General features: G+C 69.1%; 20 protein-coding genes. 1 reads left to right on the top strand and 19 read right to left on the bottom strand.

Translation table 11 applies throughout. The annotated features are described in order from the left end of the window. Positions 1-22 precede the first annotated feature (22 nt). The 18 genes from ACFVYA_RS01335 to rplJ form a co-directional block, all read right to left on the bottom strand. Positions 23-1,213, bottom strand: coding sequence for a cytochrome P450 (locus ACFVYA_RS01335; protein ID WP_387041038.1), 1,191 nt, complete (start codon positions 1,211-1,213; stop codon positions 23-25). 32 nt (positions 1,214-1,245) lie between these two features. Continuing rightward, on the bottom strand, positions 1,246-1,473 hold the full coding sequence (locus ACFVYA_RS01330) for a DUF5988 family protein (RefSeq protein ID WP_387041035.1): 228 nt from the start codon (positions 1,471-1,473) through the stop codon (positions 1,246-1,248). A gap of 176 nt (positions 1,474-1,649) precedes the next feature. Next, positions 1,650-2,414 (bottom strand): Gfo/Idh/MocA family protein, encoded by a 765-nt coding sequence (locus ACFVYA_RS01325; protein WP_387041032.1) that lies wholly within the window; start codon positions 2,412-2,414, stop codon positions 1,650-1,652. After that, on the bottom strand, positions 2,411-3,403 hold the full coding sequence (locus ACFVYA_RS01320) for a Gfo/Idh/MocA family protein (RefSeq protein WP_387041030.1): 993 nt from the start codon (positions 3,401-3,403) through the stop codon (positions 2,411-2,413). The genes ACFVYA_RS01325 and ACFVYA_RS01320 overlap by 4 nt, the downstream gene beginning before the upstream one ends. A gap of 62 nt (positions 3,404-3,465) precedes the next feature. Continuing rightward, complete coding sequence (locus tag ACFVYA_RS01315; RefSeq protein ID WP_387041221.1) at positions 3,466-4,449, bottom strand: hypothetical protein; 984 nt, start codon at positions 4,447-4,449, stop codon at positions 3,466-3,468. Positions 4,450-4,622: 173 nt separating this feature from the next. Beyond that, on the bottom strand, positions 4,623-5,198 hold the full coding sequence (locus tag ACFVYA_RS01310) for a hypothetical protein (protein ID WP_285988049.1): 576 nt from the start codon (positions 5,196-5,198) through the stop codon (positions 4,623-4,625). Positions 5,199-5,235: 37 nt separating this feature from the next. Beyond that, entirely contained in the window at positions 5,236-6,501 is a 1,266-nt protein-coding gene (locus ACFVYA_RS01305) for an MCE family protein (RefSeq protein WP_285988048.1), read from the bottom strand. After that, complete coding sequence (locus tag ACFVYA_RS01300; protein WP_285988047.1) at positions 6,501-7,673, bottom strand: MCE family protein; 1,173 nt, start codon at positions 7,671-7,673, stop codon at positions 6,501-6,503. The genes ACFVYA_RS01305 and ACFVYA_RS01300 overlap by 1 nt, the downstream gene beginning before the upstream one ends. After that, entirely contained in the window at positions 7,670-8,854 is a 1,185-nt protein-coding gene (locus tag ACFVYA_RS01295) for an MCE family protein (protein ID WP_387041026.1), read from the bottom strand. The genes ACFVYA_RS01300 and ACFVYA_RS01295 overlap by 4 nt, the downstream gene beginning before the upstream one ends. Beyond that, positions 8,851-9,837, bottom strand: a complete 987-nt coding sequence (locus ACFVYA_RS01290; RefSeq protein WP_285988045.1) for an MCE family protein — start codon at positions 9,835-9,837, stop codon at positions 8,851-8,853. The genes ACFVYA_RS01295 and ACFVYA_RS01290 overlap by 4 nt, the downstream gene beginning before the upstream one ends. Beyond that, positions 9,834-10,862 (bottom strand): MCE family protein, encoded by a 1,029-nt coding sequence (locus tag ACFVYA_RS01285; protein ID WP_285988044.1) that lies wholly within the window; start codon positions 10,860-10,862, stop codon positions 9,834-9,836. The genes ACFVYA_RS01290 and ACFVYA_RS01285 overlap by 4 nt, the downstream gene beginning before the upstream one ends. Further along, positions 10,859-12,184, bottom strand: a complete 1,326-nt coding sequence (locus ACFVYA_RS01280; RefSeq protein WP_387041022.1) for an MCE family protein — start codon at positions 12,182-12,184, stop codon at positions 10,859-10,861. Before ACFVYA_RS01280 ends, ACFVYA_RS01285 begins: the two co-directional genes overlap by 4 nt. Continuing rightward, a complete protein-coding gene (locus ACFVYA_RS01275) occupies positions 12,181-13,017 on the bottom strand; it encodes an ABC transporter permease (RefSeq protein WP_086842343.1) in 837 nt (278 codons plus the stop codon). Before ACFVYA_RS01275 ends, ACFVYA_RS01280 begins: the two co-directional genes overlap by 4 nt. 4 nt (positions 13,018-13,021) lie before the next feature. Continuing rightward, positions 13,022-13,774: an ABC transporter permease gene (locus ACFVYA_RS01270; protein ID WP_013222532.1), complete on the bottom strand. Its 753-nt coding sequence runs from the start codon at positions 13,772-13,774 to the stop codon at positions 13,022-13,024. Between the two features lie 38 nt (positions 13,775-13,812). Beyond that, the gene (locus ACFVYA_RS01265; protein ID WP_387041019.1) at positions 13,813-14,991 is read right to left on the bottom strand and encodes an ABC transporter ATP-binding protein; all 1,179 of its coding nucleotides are present in this window, start codon (positions 14,989-14,991) and stop codon (positions 13,813-13,815) included. 301 nt (positions 14,992-15,292) lie between these two features. Continuing rightward, complete coding sequence (locus ACFVYA_RS01260) at positions 15,293-15,439, bottom strand: hypothetical protein (protein WP_387041016.1); 147 nt, start codon at positions 15,437-15,439, stop codon at positions 15,293-15,295. Between the two features lie 129 nt (positions 15,440-15,568). Next, complete coding sequence (gene rplL / locus ACFVYA_RS01255; protein WP_013222530.1) at positions 15,569-15,952, bottom strand: 50S ribosomal protein L7/L12; 384 nt, start codon at positions 15,950-15,952, stop codon at positions 15,569-15,571. A 50-nt stretch (positions 15,953-16,002) separates the two neighbouring features. Continuing rightward, positions 16,003-16,557: a 50S ribosomal protein L10 gene (rplJ, locus tag ACFVYA_RS01250; protein ID WP_285988040.1), complete on the bottom strand. Its 555-nt coding sequence runs from the start codon at positions 16,555-16,557 to the stop codon at positions 16,003-16,005. Positions 16,558-16,866: 309 nt separating this feature from the next. Here rplJ and ACFVYA_RS01245 point away from each other — a divergent pair, with 309 nt between their 5' ends. After that, on the top strand, positions 16,867-17,736 hold the full coding sequence (locus ACFVYA_RS01245) for a hypothetical protein (protein WP_387041013.1): 870 nt from the start codon (positions 16,867-16,869) through the stop codon (positions 17,734-17,736). On the opposite strand, the gene ACFVYA_RS01240 is transcribed toward ACFVYA_RS01245, so the two are convergent. Beyond that, positions 17,733-18,506 (bottom strand): alpha/beta fold hydrolase, encoded by a 774-nt coding sequence (locus tag ACFVYA_RS01240; protein ID WP_387041010.1) that lies wholly within the window; start codon positions 18,504-18,506, stop codon positions 17,733-17,735. The two genes, ACFVYA_RS01245 and ACFVYA_RS01240, sit on opposite strands and share 4 nt — an antisense overlap. Positions 18,507-18,522: the final 16 nt, after the last annotated feature.

Here is an 18,522-nt window from a genome sequence, read left to right as displayed (position 1 = left end):
GGGTGTTCGAGGGGAAGAACGCTCACCAGGAGACGGGGAGCTTCTTCACCGAGAAGACGGAACCCTTCAGCCGCAGCGGAACCTCGTCGGCCGGGACGGCCAGCCGGAGCTCGGGGAACGCCCGCAGGAGCGCCGTGAAGCCGGCGCGGAGCTCGATGCGCGCCAGGTTCTGGCCCAGGCACTGGTGGATGCCGAAGCCGAACGCGACGTGGCCGGAGGTGTCGCGCTCGATGTCCAGCTCCGCCGGGCAGCCGAACTTGGCCGGGTCGCGGTTGGCCGCGGGCAGCGACACCGTCACCGTGTCGCCCTCCTTGACCAGCTCGCCCGCCAGCTTCACGTCCTCCAGCGCGGTGCGGTAGGTGTGGTACTGGTTGACGGTCAGGTAGCGCAGCAGCTCCTCGATCGCGGCGTCGAGCTTTTCCGGCTCCGCGCGCAGTGCCGCCAGCTGATCGGTGTGGTGCAGCAGCGCGAAGACGCCGGTCGCGAGCGCGCCCTCCGTGGTCTCGTACCCGGCGAACAGCAGCAGGGTGACGATGTTGCGCAGCTCCTCCTGGGTCAGGTCCTCGTTGACCAGCGAGCTGATCAAGTCGTCCTGGGGCTGCTGCCGCCGCCGCTCGATGACCTCGTCGAAGAACTTCCCGGCCACCTCGTAGGCGGCCGCGGCCTCGGCCGGGTCCGCTTCCGCGTCGTGCAGGAGGGTCACCGCGGGCACGTACCGGTCGCGTTCTTCGTAGGGCAGGCCGACGAGCTCGCCCAGCATCCGCAGCACGAGCGGCTTGGCGAAGTCCACGACGACGTCCGCGGGGGCACCCTTGGCCCGCATGACCTCGATCTGCTCGGCGGCCACGGCCTCGACGCGCGGGATCAGCCGGCTGGTGCGGCGGACGGTGAACTCGCCCGTCAGCAGCTTGCGGTACCGGGTGTGCCCAGGCGGGTCCATGTGGATGAACATGCCGGGGATCAGCGGGTGGGTCGGGATGACCTGACCCTGGTGCGTGACCGGGAAGTGGCCGATTTCGCAGCTGTGGCTGAACCGCGGGTCACTGAGGACCTCGCGCACCAGGTCATAGCTGGAAACGAGCCAGCCGACGTGCCCATCCGGGTAAACCATCTTCGCGAGCGGACGTTCTTCGCGCAGAGAGTCGAATACCGCGGGCGGGTCGAACTTGTCGGTCCGCGCCCACGGCACCTCGAAGGAAATCGCGTCGGTCATGGAAACCTTTCCCGTGGAAGATCCGGCAATTCTTATTCGGCGATCTTCGTGCGGTGCGACCACCGGAAGACCGCGAGGTCGGAACCGTCGACCGCCTGGAATTCCCCACCGTGCACAAAGTGCTCGTAACCGGACCCGTGGCGAATCTTGAGCGTGTCCTCCAGCGCGGCAGCGTCCACACTGCGGGTCGTCAGCGCCAGTTCGGCCGGTCCACCGCTCAACGCGATTTTTACCTGCGTAACACTCATCGCGGCCTCCACCTATTTCGGGGGATCTCCCTGCACAGAACGGTCTTTCATTCTCGATTCAGGCTAGGCGAGCCACCGCAAGGCGACATCCCTCACTCTGGTAGAGCCCCGCGCCGCCGCTGAAGGCACCACGAAGAAAGGGCTTCCTCCTGTGGCACAAGAGAAAGCCCTTTCGAGACGAAACCGCGTTACAGGTCGACGGGCTGCCCGGTGTGCGCCGATTCGTAGGCCGCTTGGATGATCCGGAACGTCCGCAGAGCGGCCTGACCGTCCGGCCCGGCCCCCTCGCCGCCGAGGAAGTCCCTGGCCATCAAGGCATGCAGGTCTTCGCCACCCGGTTCGGGCCGCTCGCCGCCGAGCAGCTGCGGACCGGCGTCGTACTGGACGCTCCCCTTGTCCCCGATGAAGGTGACGGCCGGCAGTCCCGTCGCGGAACCGTTGCGGCGGCAGTCGAACGACGCGACCTTCCCGCTCCGGTACCGCACGGTGAGCACCGCCGCGCTTTCCCCACTGCGTCCACTGAGGACGATATTGGTCTGGGCGTACACCTGCCGCGCGGGCTCACCGCCGAGGACGGCGTCCGCCAGGTCGAGCAGGTACGGCGCGGCGGCACCCAGCACCCCGTCCGCCCTCGTGGCCACCGAGCCGAGGACGGTCGTGAGCTCACCGATACCGCCGTCGGCGATTCCCTTGCGCACCACGGCGAACGCCTCGCCGTGGCAGGCCGGAGACGCCACCGTGAGCCGGTCGCCCGCGGCGTCGATCACGGCTTTCAGGTCGGTTTCCTTGGCGGCGGCCGGGTATTCGCACAGCACCCGCGCGCCGGCCTCGGCCGCCCGCCGGACCGGCTCGAACGCGTCCCAGCCCGCCACGGCGACGACTTCGACGTCCGGCAGGCCGCGCAGCGCCCCGGCGTGGACCTCGGGCGCGGACGACAGGATGGCGACCTTCACGCTGCTCCCCTCACCGGCAGTTCGACGGCCCGCCCGGTCCACGCGGACTCGGCGGCGGCGTGGATGATCCGGACGGCGGCCAGCGCGTCCCCCGCCCCGATGCGCGGCTCGGGCCCACCCGCGAAAGCCGTGGCGAATTCCCGCATTTCGGTGTCGAACACCGACGGCCCGCCGTAAGCGAAGTTCTCGGCGCCGCCGTCGACGACCCGGACCTCCTGCGGCCACTCGGAGTCGTAGCTCACGGTGCCCCCGGTGCCCGAGACGTGGAAGGCCACCCGCACCGGCGGTCGCGGCGTGGCCGTCCACCGGCTCACGACCTGGCTGATGGCGCCACTGGCGTGGGTGAGCACGGCGGTCCCGGTCGCGACGGCCCCTTCGGGCGCCGGGGTGGCGATGTCGCCCTGGTAGCAGGCGTGCACGCGGACGACGTCCCCGAAGACCCAGTGCGCGAGGTCGGCGCCGTGCAGCAGCTGGTCGGTGAGGATGCCCCCCGACCGCGCGGAGGCGTGCCCGGTCCAGGGCCGCGGGTGGTAGGCGGAGAAGGAGAACCGGCCGAGGGCACCTTCCCCGAGCCGCCCGCTCGCGACGAGCTCGTGCAGCCGCGCGTACGGCGCGGCGAACCGCACGTCGTGGGCGGCGTAGAGCCGCACCCCGGCCCGTTCGGCGGCCGAGACGATCTCTTCGGCCTCTTCGGCACTGGCGGCGAGTGGCTTCTCACACACGACACCGACGCCGGCCGCGATGGCGGTCATGGCGATCTCGTGGTGGCTCGCGGTCGGCGTGCAGATGTCGACGGCGTCGGCGCCGTCGAGCGCCTCTTCCAGGGACCCGGCGGCCGTCGCGCCGAACTCCTTCGCCAGCTCGACGCCCCGGCCGTCGTCGGAATACACCCGCACGGCGGCCCCGGTACCCAGCCACGCTTCCAGGTGGAGCCGGGCAATCAGCCCCGCACCGATCAGAGCCACCTCGAGCTGCCGCAACGTCTTCACGTACCGAGACTCGCCCACACCGCCGGTGGGAGCCATTACCAACGTGGGTAGTTCGGAAAGCGCTACTTCGTCGGCGAGGGGGAAGTCGGCGCCGACGAGGGTGCCTGCGACGCCGCCGGGACCTTCGGCGCGTTGTAGGTGTCCATGTCGGTGATCTTCCACTTGTCGCCCTGGAGCTGGGCGTTGAGGTGGAGCTGGGCCGTGCCCGCCGTCGTCTTCTTCGTGTCCGTGCGGGTCGAGGTCTGGTCGACGAAGACCATCACCTTCGCCAGGTCGCCGTTGAGCATGATCACCGCCGAGCGCGTCACCTTGCACGTCACGATCATCTTCTGCTGCGGCGCCAGCCGCTTCACCTCGCCCATCAGCGAGTTGTACTTGTTCTTGACGTCGTCGTTGGCGAGCAGGTCGTTCGCCGCGTCCTCGGTCTTCTTGATGTTGTTGAAGTCGTAGGAGAACAGCGCCTCGGCCGCCTTCGACACCGCGTCCTTGACGTGGGCGGTCTTCGCGACGTCCAGCAGCGCGGTGTTGCTCGTCGCCGCGGAGATCTTGTCTTCCTTCACGTGGAACCAGAACGCCAGGCCGCCCAGGAGCAGCGCCACGAGCACGAGCGCGCTCGCCAGCACGTACGGCTTGTGTGAGAAGGAGCCCGCTGCGGCCGGAGCGGCCTTCTCCTCCGAAGCGGCCGCTGCCTCGGCTTCGGAGACGTCGGACGGCTTCGCGATGCCGGTGTCCCGCCGCTTCCGCCGCGGTGCCGGCCGCGCCGGGGCTTCTTCCTCGTCGGCCGAGGGCTCACCCGTGAGCGCGTCGACCTGCGGCTCCTCTTCGACACCGGTGCCGACCGGCGCGAACACCTGCGTGTCCTCGGCCGGCGCCAGGTCGTCGAGCTGCCCGCTGGTGGACTCCACCGGCTCGGCGGGCTTGGCGGCCGGCCGGGGCACCGGCCGCGGCGCCGGCCGCGGGCGCGGCTTCGCGGGCGGCACGGCGGGCAGCTGCCCGGTCCGCTCGGCGGCGGTCTCGTCCGTCGGGGGCTTGCGCAGACCGGCCACGCGGGGACGCCGCGACGGCGACGGGGTGCTGCGCGGCGGCTGGCGGCGGGAGGGGGGCACAACGGGCTCCTTCTGGCTAACGCTAGTGAGGCTTATTCAGCCGTCGCCCGGCGCAAGGTAACTGCTGGTCAGGCGGCCGCCTGCGGGGTGCGCCGGGCTGACCAGAATAAGCCTCACTGGCCGGCCGCGACGAGGGGGACGCTGTCGATGCCGGACAGCTTCCAATCATCGCCCACCCGGGTCATCGAGACTTCGAGGCGCAACGGCTTCGCGCTGCTCTTGTCCCCCTGGGTGACGGTGGTGGCGATGGCGGCGAGGAAGCTGGCCTTGCCTTCGTGGTCGTCCAGCTCCTCGACGGCGACGTCCTGGACGTCCGTGGTGACCTTCGTCTTGGCGTCCGCCAGCGCCTTGCGGAAGGTGGGCGCCGACTGGTCGATCTGCTGCGCCATCTTGTCGTCCGACACGGCCTTCTGCCGGGCGAAGAAGCCGTCGAGGTCGTTGTAGTCGACTTCGGTGTAGGCCTTCAGCGCGTTGGTGCCCGCCTTGACCACGGCCTCACGCGACGCCGCCAGGCCGGCGTTGTCGTCGTTCTCGGCCATCCACCACTGGACGCCGAAGATCGCCGCCGCGATGAGGCCGGCCAGTGCCAGTGCCGCGGCGCCGAGCACCAGGGTCCGCGAGGGGTCCTTCGGCAGCCTCGGGGAGGACTCCTCCTCCACTGCCGTGGCGGCCGGCTCGTCCGTGCTCATGACACTCCAGGGTAGGTAACGGTCGTCAAAATCCGCGTCAGGTCAGGCCGAGCAGCGAGCCCAGGCTGGTGAGGCTGACGCCGGGGCTGCCGACGATGCCCGGCACACCCCGGGTGTTCCGCTCCTCGGCCAGCTCTTCGGCCGGCCGGTTCGCGTTGGCCGAGACGTCGCTGTCGGACGGCGCGACCGGCACCCCGCCGTACGGCGCGTTCTGCGAACCGCGGACGTTGATCGGGCTGCCCTTCGGTTCGGCACAGTACGCGTCTTCCTTCGCCGGCTTCGCCGAGAGGTCGTTCCCGGGGCGGTACTTCGAGTAGGGGAGGTACCCCTTCGTGCAGGCCGGCGGGTTGAACAGGTTGAGCACCAAGCCGAGGTGCGCGGTGCCGTCGCCGGGCGCCACGCTGCTCGCCGCGCCCGCCAGCGCCGGGTAGGTGACCAGGCCCTGCTCGATCCCGTCGAGGCGGGTCACGGTCAGGTTGGCCGTGGTGAGCAGGTTCGCCGTCAGCGCGCCCAGGCCCGGGCCGGACTCGGCCAGCACCTGGCTGATCTGGGACGCCACCTGCGGCGTGACGCCGATGAGCTTGCGCAGATCGCCGTCGGAGTTCTTCAGCGTGCCGGTGAGCTCGTTGAGGCTCTTGCTGAACGAGGCGAAGTTCGCCGCCTCGGCGTTCTGCGTGTCGAGCACCTGGCCGCCGGCGTCCAGCAGCTGGATCGTCTGCGGCAGGTACTGCTGCGCCGTCGTGGTGAAGCTGCGCGCGGTGTCCAGCAGCTTCTGCAGGTCACCGCCGGTGCCGCGGAAGGCGTCGTAGGACTCGTCGACGACCGTGCGCAGCGAGTCGACCGGGACCGACGCGGCGAGCGTGTCGAGGTCGCCGATCAGCCGGTCGGTGCTGACCGGCGTGGTCGTCTTGGCCGCCGGGATCACCGAGCCGGCCGCGAGGTACGGGCCCTGGTCGGCCTTGGGCCGCAGGTCGACGTACTGCTCACCGACGGCCGACCGGTTGGCGACGACGGCGTCGAGGTCCGCGGGCACCTTCGGCGCCGACGGGTCGATGTTCAGGTCGGCTTCGAGCCCGGTCTGGGTCAGCCGCATCTCGCCGACGCGGCCGATGTTGTAGCCGCGGTAGGTAACTTCGGCGTTGGTGAAGATGCCGCCCGATTCGTTGAGCTGCAGCTTCACCGTGTAGCCGTCGTTGCCGAACACGCTGCCGAGCCCGGCGAACCGGATCAGCGCGTAGACGATCGCGACGACCGAGATCACCACGAAGGCGATCAGCTGGATCTTCGTCCGGCGGATCAGCATCAGCCCGCACCTCCCGGCAGGAGCCCGAAGAGGTTGCCCAGGCCCGGCTTCGACTGTTGCTGCCCCGTGCCGGGGATCGGCAGCGGTGGCGGCTGGTTGGCCGGCGTGCCCTGGACCCCGCCGGTCAGGCCGGCCAGCGGCAGCTGCCCGGCCAGGGCGTTCTGCCGGCTGTTGCCCAGGTTCTCGACGACGGTCTTCAGGTTCAGGTCCACCTTCGCGAACAGGTTGAAGTAGTCACCCTTGACGCCGTTGACGGCCTGGTCGCTGAACGGGAACGTCAGCAGGATCTCCAGCGCCTTCGGCAGGTCGTTGCCCGCCTCGCCGAGCTTCTGCAGCGTCGGCGTCAGCGCCTTCAGGTCGGCGACGAGGTCCTTTTGCGACTTGTTCACCGTGTCGATGGCGACACCGGAGAGGTTGTCCAGCGCCTGCAGCATGGTGACCAGCTGGCCGCGCTGCTGCTCCAGCACGCCGAGCCCGGGCCCGAGGTTGTCGACCGCGCCGACCAGCTTGTCCTTCTGGCCGTTGAGGGTCGAGGAGAGCCGGTTCAGCCCGTCGATGGCCCGGGTGATGTTCTTCGACTGCTTGTCGAGGTTCGTCACCAGCTGGTTCGCGTTGTCCAGCAACGCCTTGATGTCCGGCTCGCGGCCGGACGTGGCGTTGTTGAGCTCCTTGGTGATGGTGTTCAGCTGGTCGACGCCACCGCCGTTGAGCAGCAGGGACAGCGCGCCGAGCAGCTCTTCGACCTCGACGCTGCGGTTCGTGCGGGCCAGCGGAATGGTCGCGTTGTCGGCGAGCTTGCCGCGGGCCTGGTCGTCGCCGGGCGAAGCCAGCTCGACGTACTTCTCACCGAGCAGGCTGGACTGCTTCACGTTGGCGATCGCGTTGGCCGGCAGCTTGATGCCGCCGTTGACCCGCAGCGTGACCAGCGCGTGCCAGCCGTCCTTGGTGAGCCCGACGTTCTCGACCCGGCCGACCGGCACCTCGTCGACCTTCACCCCGGCCTGCGGGGTCAGGTCGAGCACGTCCCGGAACTCGACGTTCACCGTGTACGGGTGGTCGCCGAGGTCGGCGCCACCGGGCAGCGGCAGGTCGTAGATGCCCTTGAACGCACACCCGGACAGGACCAGCGCGGACGCCGTGGCCAGGGCCCCGGCGATCAGTAGCTTCTTCACTGGCCACCTCCGTAGAGCTGCCCGGCGATGGGCAGCGGCAAGGGCGGCAGCTGACCGGACTGCAGGGCCTGCACGGTCTGCGCCACGGACGGCAGCGGGATCACCTTGTCGACCACGCCGGCGATGCTCTCGCAGGCGTTGCCGAGCACGTCCGGGATGCTGTTGGTGCCGACCTGCTTGAGCAGCCGGCAGATCATCACCAGCGGCGGCTGGGTCAGCTCGTTGAGGTTCGGCCGGGCGTCGAGCGTGCCGGCCGAGCCGTTGTAGGTGTTGACCAGGTTGCTCAGGCCGACCGGGGCGACGTCCAGGATCTCGGCGAGCGAGCTGCGCTGGTCGACGAGCACCTTGGTGATGCCGGCCAGCTTGTCCACATTGGACTTCAGCCGGTCGTGGTTGGCGTCGATGAACGCCTGCACCGCGGTCAGGGTCGTGCCGAGCTGCTGCACGGTCGCGGCCAGGTTGTCCTTTTCGGACGCCAGGTAGCCGCTGACGTCGGCGAGCCTGCCCTCGAAGGTGCGGACCTGCTTGTCGGAGTCGGCCAGCGTCTGCGAGAACTTGCCGAGGTTCTCCACGGTGGAGAACAGGTCGTCCTTGTTGCCCGACAGCGTGCCGGCCGCCTGGCCGAGCTTGGTGATCGTGTCGTGCAGGGCCTGGCCGTTGCCGTCGACGTTGGCCGCCGCGGTGTTCAGCAGGTTCGACAGCGACCCGGACTTGTTGGCGCCGTTCGGGCCGAGGGTCTCGCTGACCCGGGCCAGGCTGGCCGCCAGCTGGTCGACCTCCAGCGGCACCTCGGTGCGGTCGAGGCCGATGACCGCGCCGTCGGAGATGCGCGGGCCGCCGGTGTAGGCCGGGGCCAGCTGGACGTAGCGGTCCGACACCAGCGACGGCGCCACGATGAGCGCCTTCGCGTCGGCCGGGACGGCGACCGAGCGGTCGTACTCGAAGTCGACCTTCACCTGGTTGCCCATCGGGGTGATCTTGGTGACCGTGCCCATGTCGACGCCGAGCATCCGCACGCTGTTGCCCTCGTACAGGCCGACGGCGCCGGCGAAGTACGCGGTCAGGTGGTTGCGGCCGGCGTCCTTGAGGGTCCACCAGATCCCGCCGGCGACGACGAGCGCGAGCACGATCGCGATGGTGAAACCCCTGGTCAGGGCCACTCCGAAGCGGGTGTCACTCATTTCGTGTAGCACCCCTCTTCGTTGATCGGGCCGAACGACGGCAGGACCAGGCCGCAGATGTAGTTGTCGAACCAGCGGCCGTTGCCGATGGTGTTGGTGAAGACGCGGATGAAGGGCGCGAACTTCTTGAGCCCCTCGGCCAGGGAGTCCTGGTTGCGCTGCAGCATCGACGTCAGCTGGTCGAGCTGGGTCAGCACCGGGTCGAGCTGCTTGTCGTTGTCGTCGATCAGCCCCTGCAGCTGCGTGGCCAGCTGGCGGGAGCCGTCCAGCAGCGCGGTGATCGCGTCTTCGCGCTTGGCCAGCTCGGCGAGCAGGTCGTTGCCGTCGTCGAGCAGCTTCTGCACCTCGGCGTCGCGGTCGACCAGGGTCTGCGACACCTCGCGGGTGTTGGCCAGCAGGTTCGACAGCTGCTGATCACGCGAGGCGATCGTGTCCGACAGCTTCGACAGCCCCGAGAGCGCGCCCTTCACGTCCTCCGGCGTGTGGGCGAAGGTCTGCGAGATCGTGTCGAAGCTCTGCGCCAGCTGCTTGGTGTCGATGTTGTCGACCGTCTGGGACAGCCCGCGGAAGGCGTCGAGCACGTCGTACGGCGCCATCGTCCGGTCCCGCGGGATACCGGTGCCCGGGTTCAGCGCGCCTTCGCCCTGCGGGTCCAGCGACAGGTACTTCTGCCCGAGCAGCGTCTTGATCTTGATCGCGGCACTGGTCCGGTCGCCCAGCCAGGCGTCCTTGACCTTGAACGACACCTTCACCGACGCGCCGTCGAGCTCGATGTCGCTGACCTTGCCGACCTTGACGCCGGCGATCCGGACGTCGTTGTCCTTCTGCAGCCCGGACGCCTCGCTGAACTCGGCGCTGTAGGTGGTGCCGCCGCCGATCACCGGTAGGTCTTCGGAGTTGAGCGCGGCGGTGAAGGCCAGCGCCAGCACGACGATCCCGACCAGCGCGATCGGCACGGGGTTGCGCTTCTGGAACGACTTCATCCCTTGCACCTCTCCCGGTTGAGGGGCACCAGGGGGATCGGCACGTCGTTGATCAGTGGCGGCAAGCTCACGCTCCCGGAGAACTCACAGGCGTAGAAGTTGAACCAGGAGCCGTAGTCCGCGGTGCGGGTCAGCGTGCTCACCTTGGTCGGCAGGAACTGGATGAAGTGCTCCAGCTCCGGCTCGTTCTTGTTGAGGGCGCTCGTCAGGTTCCCGAGCGCGTCGATGTCGTTCTTCAGCGGCTCGCGGACCTCGCCGAGCAGCCCGGACGTGGTCTGGGCGAGGGTGCCGAGGCTCTCGATCGCGTCGCCGATCGGCTTGCGGTCGGCGGCCAGCCCGGACACCAGCTGCTGCAGCTTGATGATCAGGTCGTTGAGCTGCGGGGTGTGCGCGTTGACCGTGTCGAGCACCGAGTTGAGGTTGTCGATGACCTCGCCGATCACCTGGTCCTTGTCGGCGATCGTGGTGGCCAGCGACGCCGTGTGCGACAGCAGGCTCTCCACGGTGCCGCCCTCGCCCTGCAGGACCTGGATGACCTCGTAGGACAGCTTGTTGACGTCCTCGGGGTTGAGCGCGGTGAACAGCGGCTTGAAACCGTTGAACAGCTCGGTCAGGTCCAGCGCCGGCGTGGTCCGCTCCAGCGGGATGGTGCCGCCGGGGCTGAGCGTCTTGCCGGTGCTGTCGTCGCCCTCGCCGAGCGAGACGTACCGCTGCCCGACCAGGTTGCGGAACTTGATCTGCGCGGTCACCCCGGCCGGCAGCGTCCGGCCGGCGTCGACCTCGAACTCGACCTCGGCCTGCCGCTTGTCGACGATCTTGACGTCCTTGACCTGCCCGACCCGGACGCCGGCGATGCGGACGTCGTCGTTGGGCAGCAGCAGCGTCGCGTCGGTGAAGCGGGCCTTGTAGGCGTTGGTGCTGGTGGTGTTGATGTTGGCGATGCTGATCCCGAGGATCGTCGTGAACAGCACGGTGACCACCACGAAGATGCCGAGCTTGATCAGCGGCGCGAGCAGGCCCCTCACTTGACCGTCACCTCCGCACCCCGGTACAGCGGGCCGACGAGCAGCGAGCTCCAGCCCGGGACGTCCGCGGCGGTCATGCCCAGCTGCGGGCCGAGGAGATCGGCCAGGAAGCCCTGCTCCGCCGTCGAATACGCCAGATCACCACCGCTGCCGCCGTTGCCGGCCGCGTCGGCCTTGAACTTGGCCGGGTTGAGGCCCTCGCCGGCGCTCTTCGGCGCGGCCTGGTGCAGCGTGCCGTCCTTGAACGCGCCGTCCGGCGGCTCGGACGGGAACGGCTTCGGGATGTCCTTGATGTCGTAGCAGCGCGGGCCGCGCTTGTCGTCGAACCGCGGCTCTTCCTTGCCCGCCTGGTACGGCGCGCGCGGCACGATGATTTCGATGGTCGCGTGCAGGCCGGGCTTGTCGGTGCCCTTGCCCAGCGCCTGGTCGATCAGCGGCACGTTCTTGGCCATCTGGGAGATCACGCAGGGGTACTCCGGCGCGTACTTCGCCAGCAGTTCGGCCGTCGGCCGGGCGGTGTCGACGAGGGAGATGATGTTGTCCTTGTTGTTCTGCAGGAACGTCTGCAGGTCCACCGAGGCCTGGGTCAGGCTGCCGTAGAGGTTCGACAGGTTCTGCTGCTCGTCGACCACGGTCCGGGTCGTCGTGCTCAGGTTGTCCAGGCTCTGCACCAGGTCCGGGGCCGAGTCCTTCAGGTGGTCGGAGAACTCCGCGAGCGCCTTGAGGTTGTGCTGCAGCTCCGGCTCGTGCGGGTTCAGCTCGCCGATGTAGGTGCCCAGCTGCGAAAGCGTGTCGCCGAGCTGGTCGCCGCGGCCCTGCAGCGCCGTCGAGATCGCGGTGAGCGTCGCCGACAGCTTCTGCGGCTGCACCGCCTGCAGCACCGGCATCAGGTGGGAGAACGCCTGCTCCAGCTCGACCGCGCTCGACGTGCGGTCCTGCGGGATGACGTCCCCGCTGGCGAGGGTCTTCGCCGACGGGTCCTTCGGGATCTCCAGCGAGACGAACCGCTCGCCGAAGAGCGTCTTGGGCAGGAACCGCGCCGAGACGTTCTCCGGGATGAGCTTCGCGGACTCCGGCTGCAGCGCCAGGGTCAGCTCGGCGCCGTGGTCGGAGGCGACGATGTCCTGCACCGAGCCGACGATCAGCCCGCGCACCTTGACGTCGGACTGCCTGATCAGCTGGTTGCCGACCTTGTCGGCCTGCAGCTTGACCGTGACGACCGGCGTGAACGCCTTGTCGTAGAGCGCGATGGACAGCGCCACCCCGCCGACCATCACGGCGATGAGCAGCAGGCCGAGCAGCCTGCGTCGGAGCGTCCTCATCCCGCGATCCTTACCGTGACGTCGGTTCCCCAGATGGCGAACCCGATGAAGAAGTTCATGATCGACACCGTGACGATGGACAGCCGCACGGCCTTGCCGACCGCGACGCCGACACCGGCCGGGCCACCGGTCGCCCGGTACCCGAAGTAGCAGTGCGACAGGATGATCAGAACGCTGAACAGCAGCACCTTGATGAACGAATAGAGCACGTCCTGCGGTGGCAGGAACAAGTCGAAGTAGTGGTCGTAGGTGCCGGCCGACTGGTTGTAGATGTAGATGACGACCAGTCTCGACGCGAGGTACGAGCTCAGCAGGCCGATGATGTAGAGCGGGATGACCGCGACGAACCCGGCGATGATCCGCGTCGTGACCAGGTACGGCAGGCTCGGCACGCCCATGACTTCCAGGGCGTCGATCTCCTCGGAGATCCGCATCGCGCCGAGCTGGGCGGTGAACCCGGCGCCGACGGTGGCGCTCAGGGCGAGCCCGGCGACCAGCGGGGCGATCTCGCGGGTGTTGAAGAACGCGGTCAGGAAGCCGGTGAAGGCCGACGTCCCGATCGAGTTCAGCGCCGAGTAGCCCTGGAGGCCGACGAGGACACCGGTGAACAGGGTCAGGCCGACCATCACCCCGACCGTGCCGCCGATGACGGCCAGCGAGCCGGAGCCGAAGCTCACCTCGGCCAGCAGCCGGAGGACCTCTTTGGTGTAGCGGCGCAGCGTGCGCGGGGTCCACAGCAGCGCGCGGCCGTAGAACGACATCTGGTCACCGAGGGTGTCCAGCGTCTGGAGGGGTCGGTTGACGACGCGTTTAGCGCCCTGGAGGAACGTCATGGCGCTAGTCCAGCTTTCCGGGCACGATCTGCAGGTAGATCAGGGTGATCACGAAGTTCACGACGAACAGCAGCAGGAACGTGATGACCACCGACTGGTTCACCGCGTCCCCGACGCCCTTCGGGCCGCCGGAGGGGTTCAAGCCCCGGTAGGACGCGACGACGGCGGCGATGAACCCGAAGATCAGCGCCTTGAGCTCACCGACCCAGAGGTCGGGCAGCTGCGCGAGGGCGGAGAAGCTCGCCAGGTAGGCGCCCGGCGTCCCGCCCTGCAGCACGACGTTGAAGAAGTAGCCGCCGAGCACGCCGATGACGCTGACCATGCCGTTGAGCAGGAGCGCGACCAGCATCATGGCCAGGGTGCGCGGCACGATCAGCCGCTGGACCGCGGAGACGCCGAGGACCTCCATGGCGGCGATCTCTTCGCGGATGGTCCGGGCGCCGATGTCGGCGCAGACGGCGGAGCCGCCCGCGCCCGCCACCAGCAGCGCGGTGACCAGCGGACTGGCCTGCTGCACGGTGGCGAGCACGGAGCCCGCGCCGGTGTAGGACTGCGCGCCCAGCTGGCGGGCGAGCGACCCGAACTGCAGCGAGATGACGGCACCGAACGGGATGGCCACCAGGGCCGTCGGCAGGATCGTCACGCTCGCGATGAACCACGACTGCTGGATGAACTCCCGCAGCTGGAACGGGCGCTGGAACAGGCCGCGGACGATGTCCAGGCCGAGAGCGAACAGGTTCCCGGTCTCGCGGAGCATGCCGATCCCGGGGATCTTCGCCTGTGTTGCGGGAGAACTCACCGGCCACCTGGCCCGTTGTCGCGTGGTGGCACGCGGTGCGTGCCCTGTCTCGGCGGCTGCCCGCCGCCCGGGATGCGCGCCACCTGGTCGGCGGGCAGCTGCCCGTGGTGCTGGTTCGGGACGCCGTCACCCTGCGGGCGGGCGCCGACCTGCTGCGGCTGCCCGCGGTGCGGCCGCACACCGTAGTGGCGCTGCTCCTCCGGGCTCAGCGACTCGATGATGCTTTCCTGCGCGGCCGGCGGCAGCCGGTGCATGATCTCCATGACGCGGTCCTTGCGGCGGACGGCACCCATCCGGGTGGGCACGCCCGGCGTCGTCTGCATCTGCGGCGGCACCCCGCTGATGTCCTCGACCCCGCCCGCGTGGTGCCCGGCCTCGAACATCGCCTGCTCGGCGGCCATCTGGGCGCTGTCCTTCTCCTCGGACATGCCGATCGGGCCCTGCATCTTGCCGTTGAGGAACTGCTTGACGACCGGCTCTTCGCTGGTCAGCAGCACCTCGCGCGGGCCGAACATGACCAGTTCCTTGCGGAAGAGCATGCCCAGGTTGTCCGGCACCGTGCGGGCCAGGTTGATGTTGTGGGTGACGATCAGGAACGTCGCGTCGATCTGGGCGTTGACGTCGAGGAACAGCTGCGAGATGTAGGTGGTGCGGACCGGGTCGAGACCCGAGTCCGGCTCGTCGACCAGGATGATCTCCGGGTCGAGCACCAGGGCACGGGCCAGGCCGGCGCGCTTGCGCATCCCACCGGAGATCTCGCCCGGCAGCTTCTTGTCGGCGCCGTTCAGACCGGTCATGTCCAGCTTTTCGAGCACGATCCGGCGGATCTCCGTCTCGGACTTCTTCGTGTGCTCGCGCAGCGGGAAGGCCACGTTGTCGTAGAGGTTCATCGAGCCGAACAGCGCGCCGTCCTGGAAGAGGACGCCGAAGAGCTTCCGGATCTCGTACAGCTTGTGCTCGGAGCAGGTGACGATGTCGACACCGTTGATCATGCAGCGGCCGCGGTCGGGCTTGAGCAGCCCGATCATCGACTTCAGGAAGACCGACTTGCCGGTCCCTGACGGGCCGAGCATGGCCGACACTTCGCCCGGGGGGAGCGTCAACGTGACGTCCCGCCAGATGGTCTGCTTACCGAAGGACTTCGTCAGACCTTCGATGACCACCTCGGCACCCATCGCACCTCCAGGAGCTGTTCCGCGTCATTGCGCCCGCTGCCACACCCTGCCACCCACGCCGGCGGCGAGTGTGGGCCGGTGGCGCCCACGAACCCGCGTCAACCAGGTGCAACGAGCTGAGTGCGAACAGGTTACTCACCAGTTTTCTTTTCTGGCCAGCCCCGGGTTCATCGTCACCCCGCCGTGATCGCCAACTGGCAGCACGGTAGCCCAAACGGGGCAACGGCGCAGAGCTGCGTGGCCCCGTACCCGCGTTTTAGGGGCTCGGGGCCATTCGGACAGCGGTCCTAGGGGACCGGCCTCAGTGGACCGCCGCGAGCAGGGTCAAGGCGGCCACGACCAGCAGTACCAGCAAGGGCGCGGCCACGGCCGCCGGCGAGAGCGTGAGCAGGGGTGTGCGGCCGGTCAGCTGCTGGGCGAGGAGCTCGAGGTGCTCGGGGTCGGTCATGGTCATCAAGTCGCGTCGGAGCTCGCCGTCGCAACATCCGGGCACTTTCCGGCAAAACGGAAGGGGCGGACATCCGCGTGGATGCCCGCCCCTTCTCGAGGTGGTGCACAGGCGCTGGCGCGCCCGGAATCACTTGATGGAGATCTTGGCGCCCGCGGCCTCGAGCTTCTCCTTGGCGGCCTCGGCGGCCTCCTTGTCGACCTTCTCCAGGAGGGCCTTGGGAGCGGCCTCGACCAGCTCCTTGGCCTCCTTCAGGCCCAGACCGGAGACGACCTCGCGGACGACCTTGATGACCTGGATCTTCTTGTCGCCGGCGCCCTCGAGGACGACGTCGAACTCGTCCTGCTCCTCGACCGGGGCGGCAGCGGCGGCGGCCGGGCCGGCGGCGACGGCGACCGGCGCGGCGGCGGTCACGTCGAAGACCTCTTCGAACTCCTTCACGAACTCGGACAGCTCGAGGAGGGTCAGCTCCTTGAAGGCGTCGATCAGCTCGGCGGTGCTCAGCTTCGCCATGATGGCTTCCTCTCAGAAAAACGAACTAGACGTTCGGGGTGGGGGGTGGTTCAGCTCTCGGCGGGTGCTTCGGCTGCTTCGGTACCGGCGGCGTTGCGCTGCTTCTCCTCCAGCGCGGCAGCCAGGCGGGCGACCTGGGACGCCGGCGCCTGGAACAGCGCGGCGGCCTGGGACAGCTTCGCCTTGAACGCGCCCGCCGCCTTGGCGAGCAGGACCTCACGGCTGTCGAGATCGGCGATCCGGTTGATCTCGTCCACGGACAGCGCTTTGCCGTCCATGTAGCCGCCCTTGATCACAAGCGCGTTGTTGTCCTTCGCGAAGTCGCGAAGCGCCTTGGCGGCGTCGACCGCTTCACCCTCGACGAAGGCGATGGCGGTCGCGCCGACGAACAGGTCCTCGAGCCCCTGGACGCCAGCGTCCTCGGCGGCACGCTTGACGAGGGTGTTCTTCGCGACCCGGTACTTGGCACTGGTGCCGAGAGCGCGGCGCAGCTGGGACAGCTGGGACACGGAGAGGCCGGTGTACTGGGTAACGACGGTGGCCGAGCTGGTGCGGAAGCTCTCCGCGATCTCGGCGACGGCCGCCACCTTGTCGGGCTTCGCCATGGTCGCCTCCTCTCTTGGCTAGTGTTTCCACTGGCATCGAGGGGCCCCCGAAACGACGAAACGCCCTCGCGCAGACAGGCGCGGGGCGTCATTCCGGCATACGTGCCGGAGCCTCGTTCCTCCTGCGCGGGCCGCCCGGCGAGTGCGGGACCTTCGTTCCCCGTTGGGGCGGGGAAAACCAGCGGTCTTCGGTAGAACCATCGTCAAGTGTACGCGACGGGTTCGGAGGGCCGTTCGCACCCCCGGCCCTGACCTGCGTTTAGGACGCCTGGGGGTTCCGGCCGTCGCTTCGGGGGGCATCATGGTGACGTGGCGGAGCAGCGCGATGACGGAAAGCCGGGCGCGGAGATCGAACCGGCGGGCCCGAACACGCCCACCGCGGGCCACGGCAGGCCCGCGCTCCCCCAGCCGTCCGGCGCACCCGCCGAGCCACCGGCCGACCCGGCCGAGCTGGAGCAGTTCCGCCAGTTCCAGCAGTTCCAGGACTACCTGCGCTTCACCCAGGCCCAGCAGGGCACCCAGCCGGCCCCCACGCCCGACACGGGCGTCGTCCAGGCGCCGGCGTCCCAGCCCCCGGTGATCCCACCGGGCTACCAGCTGGTCCCGGTCGAGCGCCGCCGGGCACCGAAGTGGGTCACCTGGCTCGGCAAGAAGGTCATCGCCTGGGTGCTGGCGTTCATCCTCCTCGCGATCGCCGGCACGTGGCTGTACAACCACTTCTTCCCCAACGACTCGGGCAAGACCTCCGCCCAGCTCGCCCAGGAGGGCGGCGGGAAGTACCAGACCAACCACATTCTTTCGACGAGCCCGTACGAAGCCGTCCGCGAGGTCTACGACGCCATCGCGCAGAACCTCGTGCCGCAGGCGTGCGGGCGGATGGACGAGCCGATCCAGCAGAAGTTCGCCCAGGACCTGGGCTACGCGGACTGCCAGGTCGCCGTGCACGAGCTGAACCGCAAGGTCACCAACAAGAACAAGTACGCCGAATCGATGCCGTCGTACGTCTCGGAACCGATTCCCGGCGACCGGTTCACGATCAGCTCGTGCCAGTTCGGCATCGAAGGCGGCCCTGCGCTCGGCGCGTTCACCGTGGCGAAGGTGCCGAAGGGCCAGTGGCTGATCGTCGAGCACACCAACGAGCCCACGCCCTGCCTGCCGCCGACACCGACCAGCCGCTAGCGCGGGTGCGGAGCCGACAGGAACGACACCACGGCCTCCGCGAACGCCGGTGACATCACCGCCGTCATGTGGTCGCCCGGGATGCGGACCAGTCTTGCCCCCGCGATCGCCGCCGCCAGTCTTTCCGGCTCGGCTGCCAGCTGGTCCTGCTCTCCCGCCAGGACCAGGGTCGGCACCCCGATCGCCGACAGGTCCAGGCGCCCCTGCCGGGAAGCCGACGCCACCGCCGCCAGCGCCCGGCGATCGCCGCCCACCGCGTCGGCCAGCAGACGGAACGGGACCCCCGACGGCGGCACCGACGCGGGGTCCTCCGCCAGCAGTGCCACGGCGATGTCGGCCGGCTTCAGCACGCGCAGGTCCACGCCGCCGAAGTCGACGATGCCCGAACCGACGCCGCCCGTGGCCAGGCAGCGGATGCGCTTGTCCGCCGCCGTCACCGTCAGCGCGATGATCGCGCCCATCGAGTAGCCGACCATCGAGACCTCGTCGAGGCCCAGCTCGTCGAGCAGGGCCGAGACGTCCCGCGCCATCGCGTCCTCGGTGTAGCGGGACTCGTCGTGCGGCTTTTCGGAGCGGCCGTGGCCGCGGGCGTCCAGCGAAATCACCGTGAAGCCGGCCGAACGCAGGGCGGCGACGACCCCCGTGGAGATCCAGTTCGCGTTCGTGTCCGCGGCGAAACCGTGCTGCAGCAGCACCGGGCGGTGGGCGCCGTCGCCCTCCCACACCGTGTAGTGCAACCGGAGCCCGTCGAACGACGCGAAAGTCGGCATGCTGTCAATAAGACAC

Origin of the sequence: Amycolatopsis sp. NPDC058278 (assembly GCF_042881395.1) — a bacterium.
Lineage (GTDB): Bacteria > Actinomycetota > Actinomycetes > Mycobacteriales > Pseudonocardiaceae > Amycolatopsis.
The sequence above is the reverse complement of the archived record's forward strand: the minus strand, read 5'-3'. Positions and strand labels throughout refer to the sequence as shown.

Bases quoted from the DNA above. Each gene is read 5' to 3' on its own strand.
- ACFVYA_RS01310 (WP_285988049.1), bottom strand. From the start codon at position 5,198: ATGAGCACGGACGAGCCGGCCGCCACGGCAGTGGAGGAGGAGTCCTCC.
- ACFVYA_RS01305 (WP_285988048.1), bottom strand. From the start codon at position 6,501: ATGCTGATCCGCCGGACGAAGATCCAGCTGATCGCCTTCGTGGTGATC.
- ACFVYA_RS01265 (WP_387041019.1), bottom strand. From the start codon at position 14,991: ATGGGTGCCGAGGTGGTCATCGAAGGTCTGACGAAGTCCTTCGGTAAG.
- ACFVYA_RS01290 (WP_285988045.1), bottom strand. From the start codon at position 9,837: ATGAAGTCGTTCCAGAAGCGCAACCCCGTGCCGATCGCGCTGGTCGGG.
- ACFVYA_RS01280 (WP_387041022.1), bottom strand. From the start codon at position 12,184: ATGAGGACGCTCCGACGCAGGCTGCTCGGCCTGCTGCTCATCGCCGTG.
- ACFVYA_RS01240 (WP_387041010.1), bottom strand. From the start codon at position 18,506: ATGCCGACTTTCGCGTCGTTCGACGGGCTCCGGTTGCACTACACGGTG.
- ACFVYA_RS01275 (WP_086842343.1), bottom strand. From the start codon at position 13,017: ATGACGTTCCTCCAGGGCGCTAAACGCGTCGTCAACCGACCCCTCCAG.
- ACFVYA_RS01335 (WP_387041038.1), bottom strand. From the start codon at position 1,213: ATGACCGACGCGATTTCCTTCGAGGTGCCGTGGGCGCGGACCGACAAG.
- rplL (WP_013222530.1), bottom strand. From the start codon at position 15,952: ATGGCGAAGCTGAGCACCGCCGAGCTGATCGACGCCTTCAAGGAGCTG.
- ACFVYA_RS01260 (WP_387041016.1), bottom strand. From the start codon at position 15,439: ATGACCGACCCCGAGCACCTCGAGCTCCTCGCCCAGCAGCTGACCGGC.
- ACFVYA_RS01295 (WP_387041026.1), bottom strand. From the start codon at position 8,854: ATGAGTGACACCCGCTTCGGAGTGGCCCTGACCAGGGGTTTCACCATC.
- rplJ (WP_285988040.1), bottom strand. From the start codon at position 16,557: ATGGCGAAGCCCGACAAGGTGGCGGCCGTCGCCGAGATCGCGGAGAGC.
- ACFVYA_RS01270 (WP_013222532.1), bottom strand. From the start codon at position 13,774: ATGCTCCGCGAGACCGGGAACCTGTTCGCTCTCGGCCTGGACATCGTC.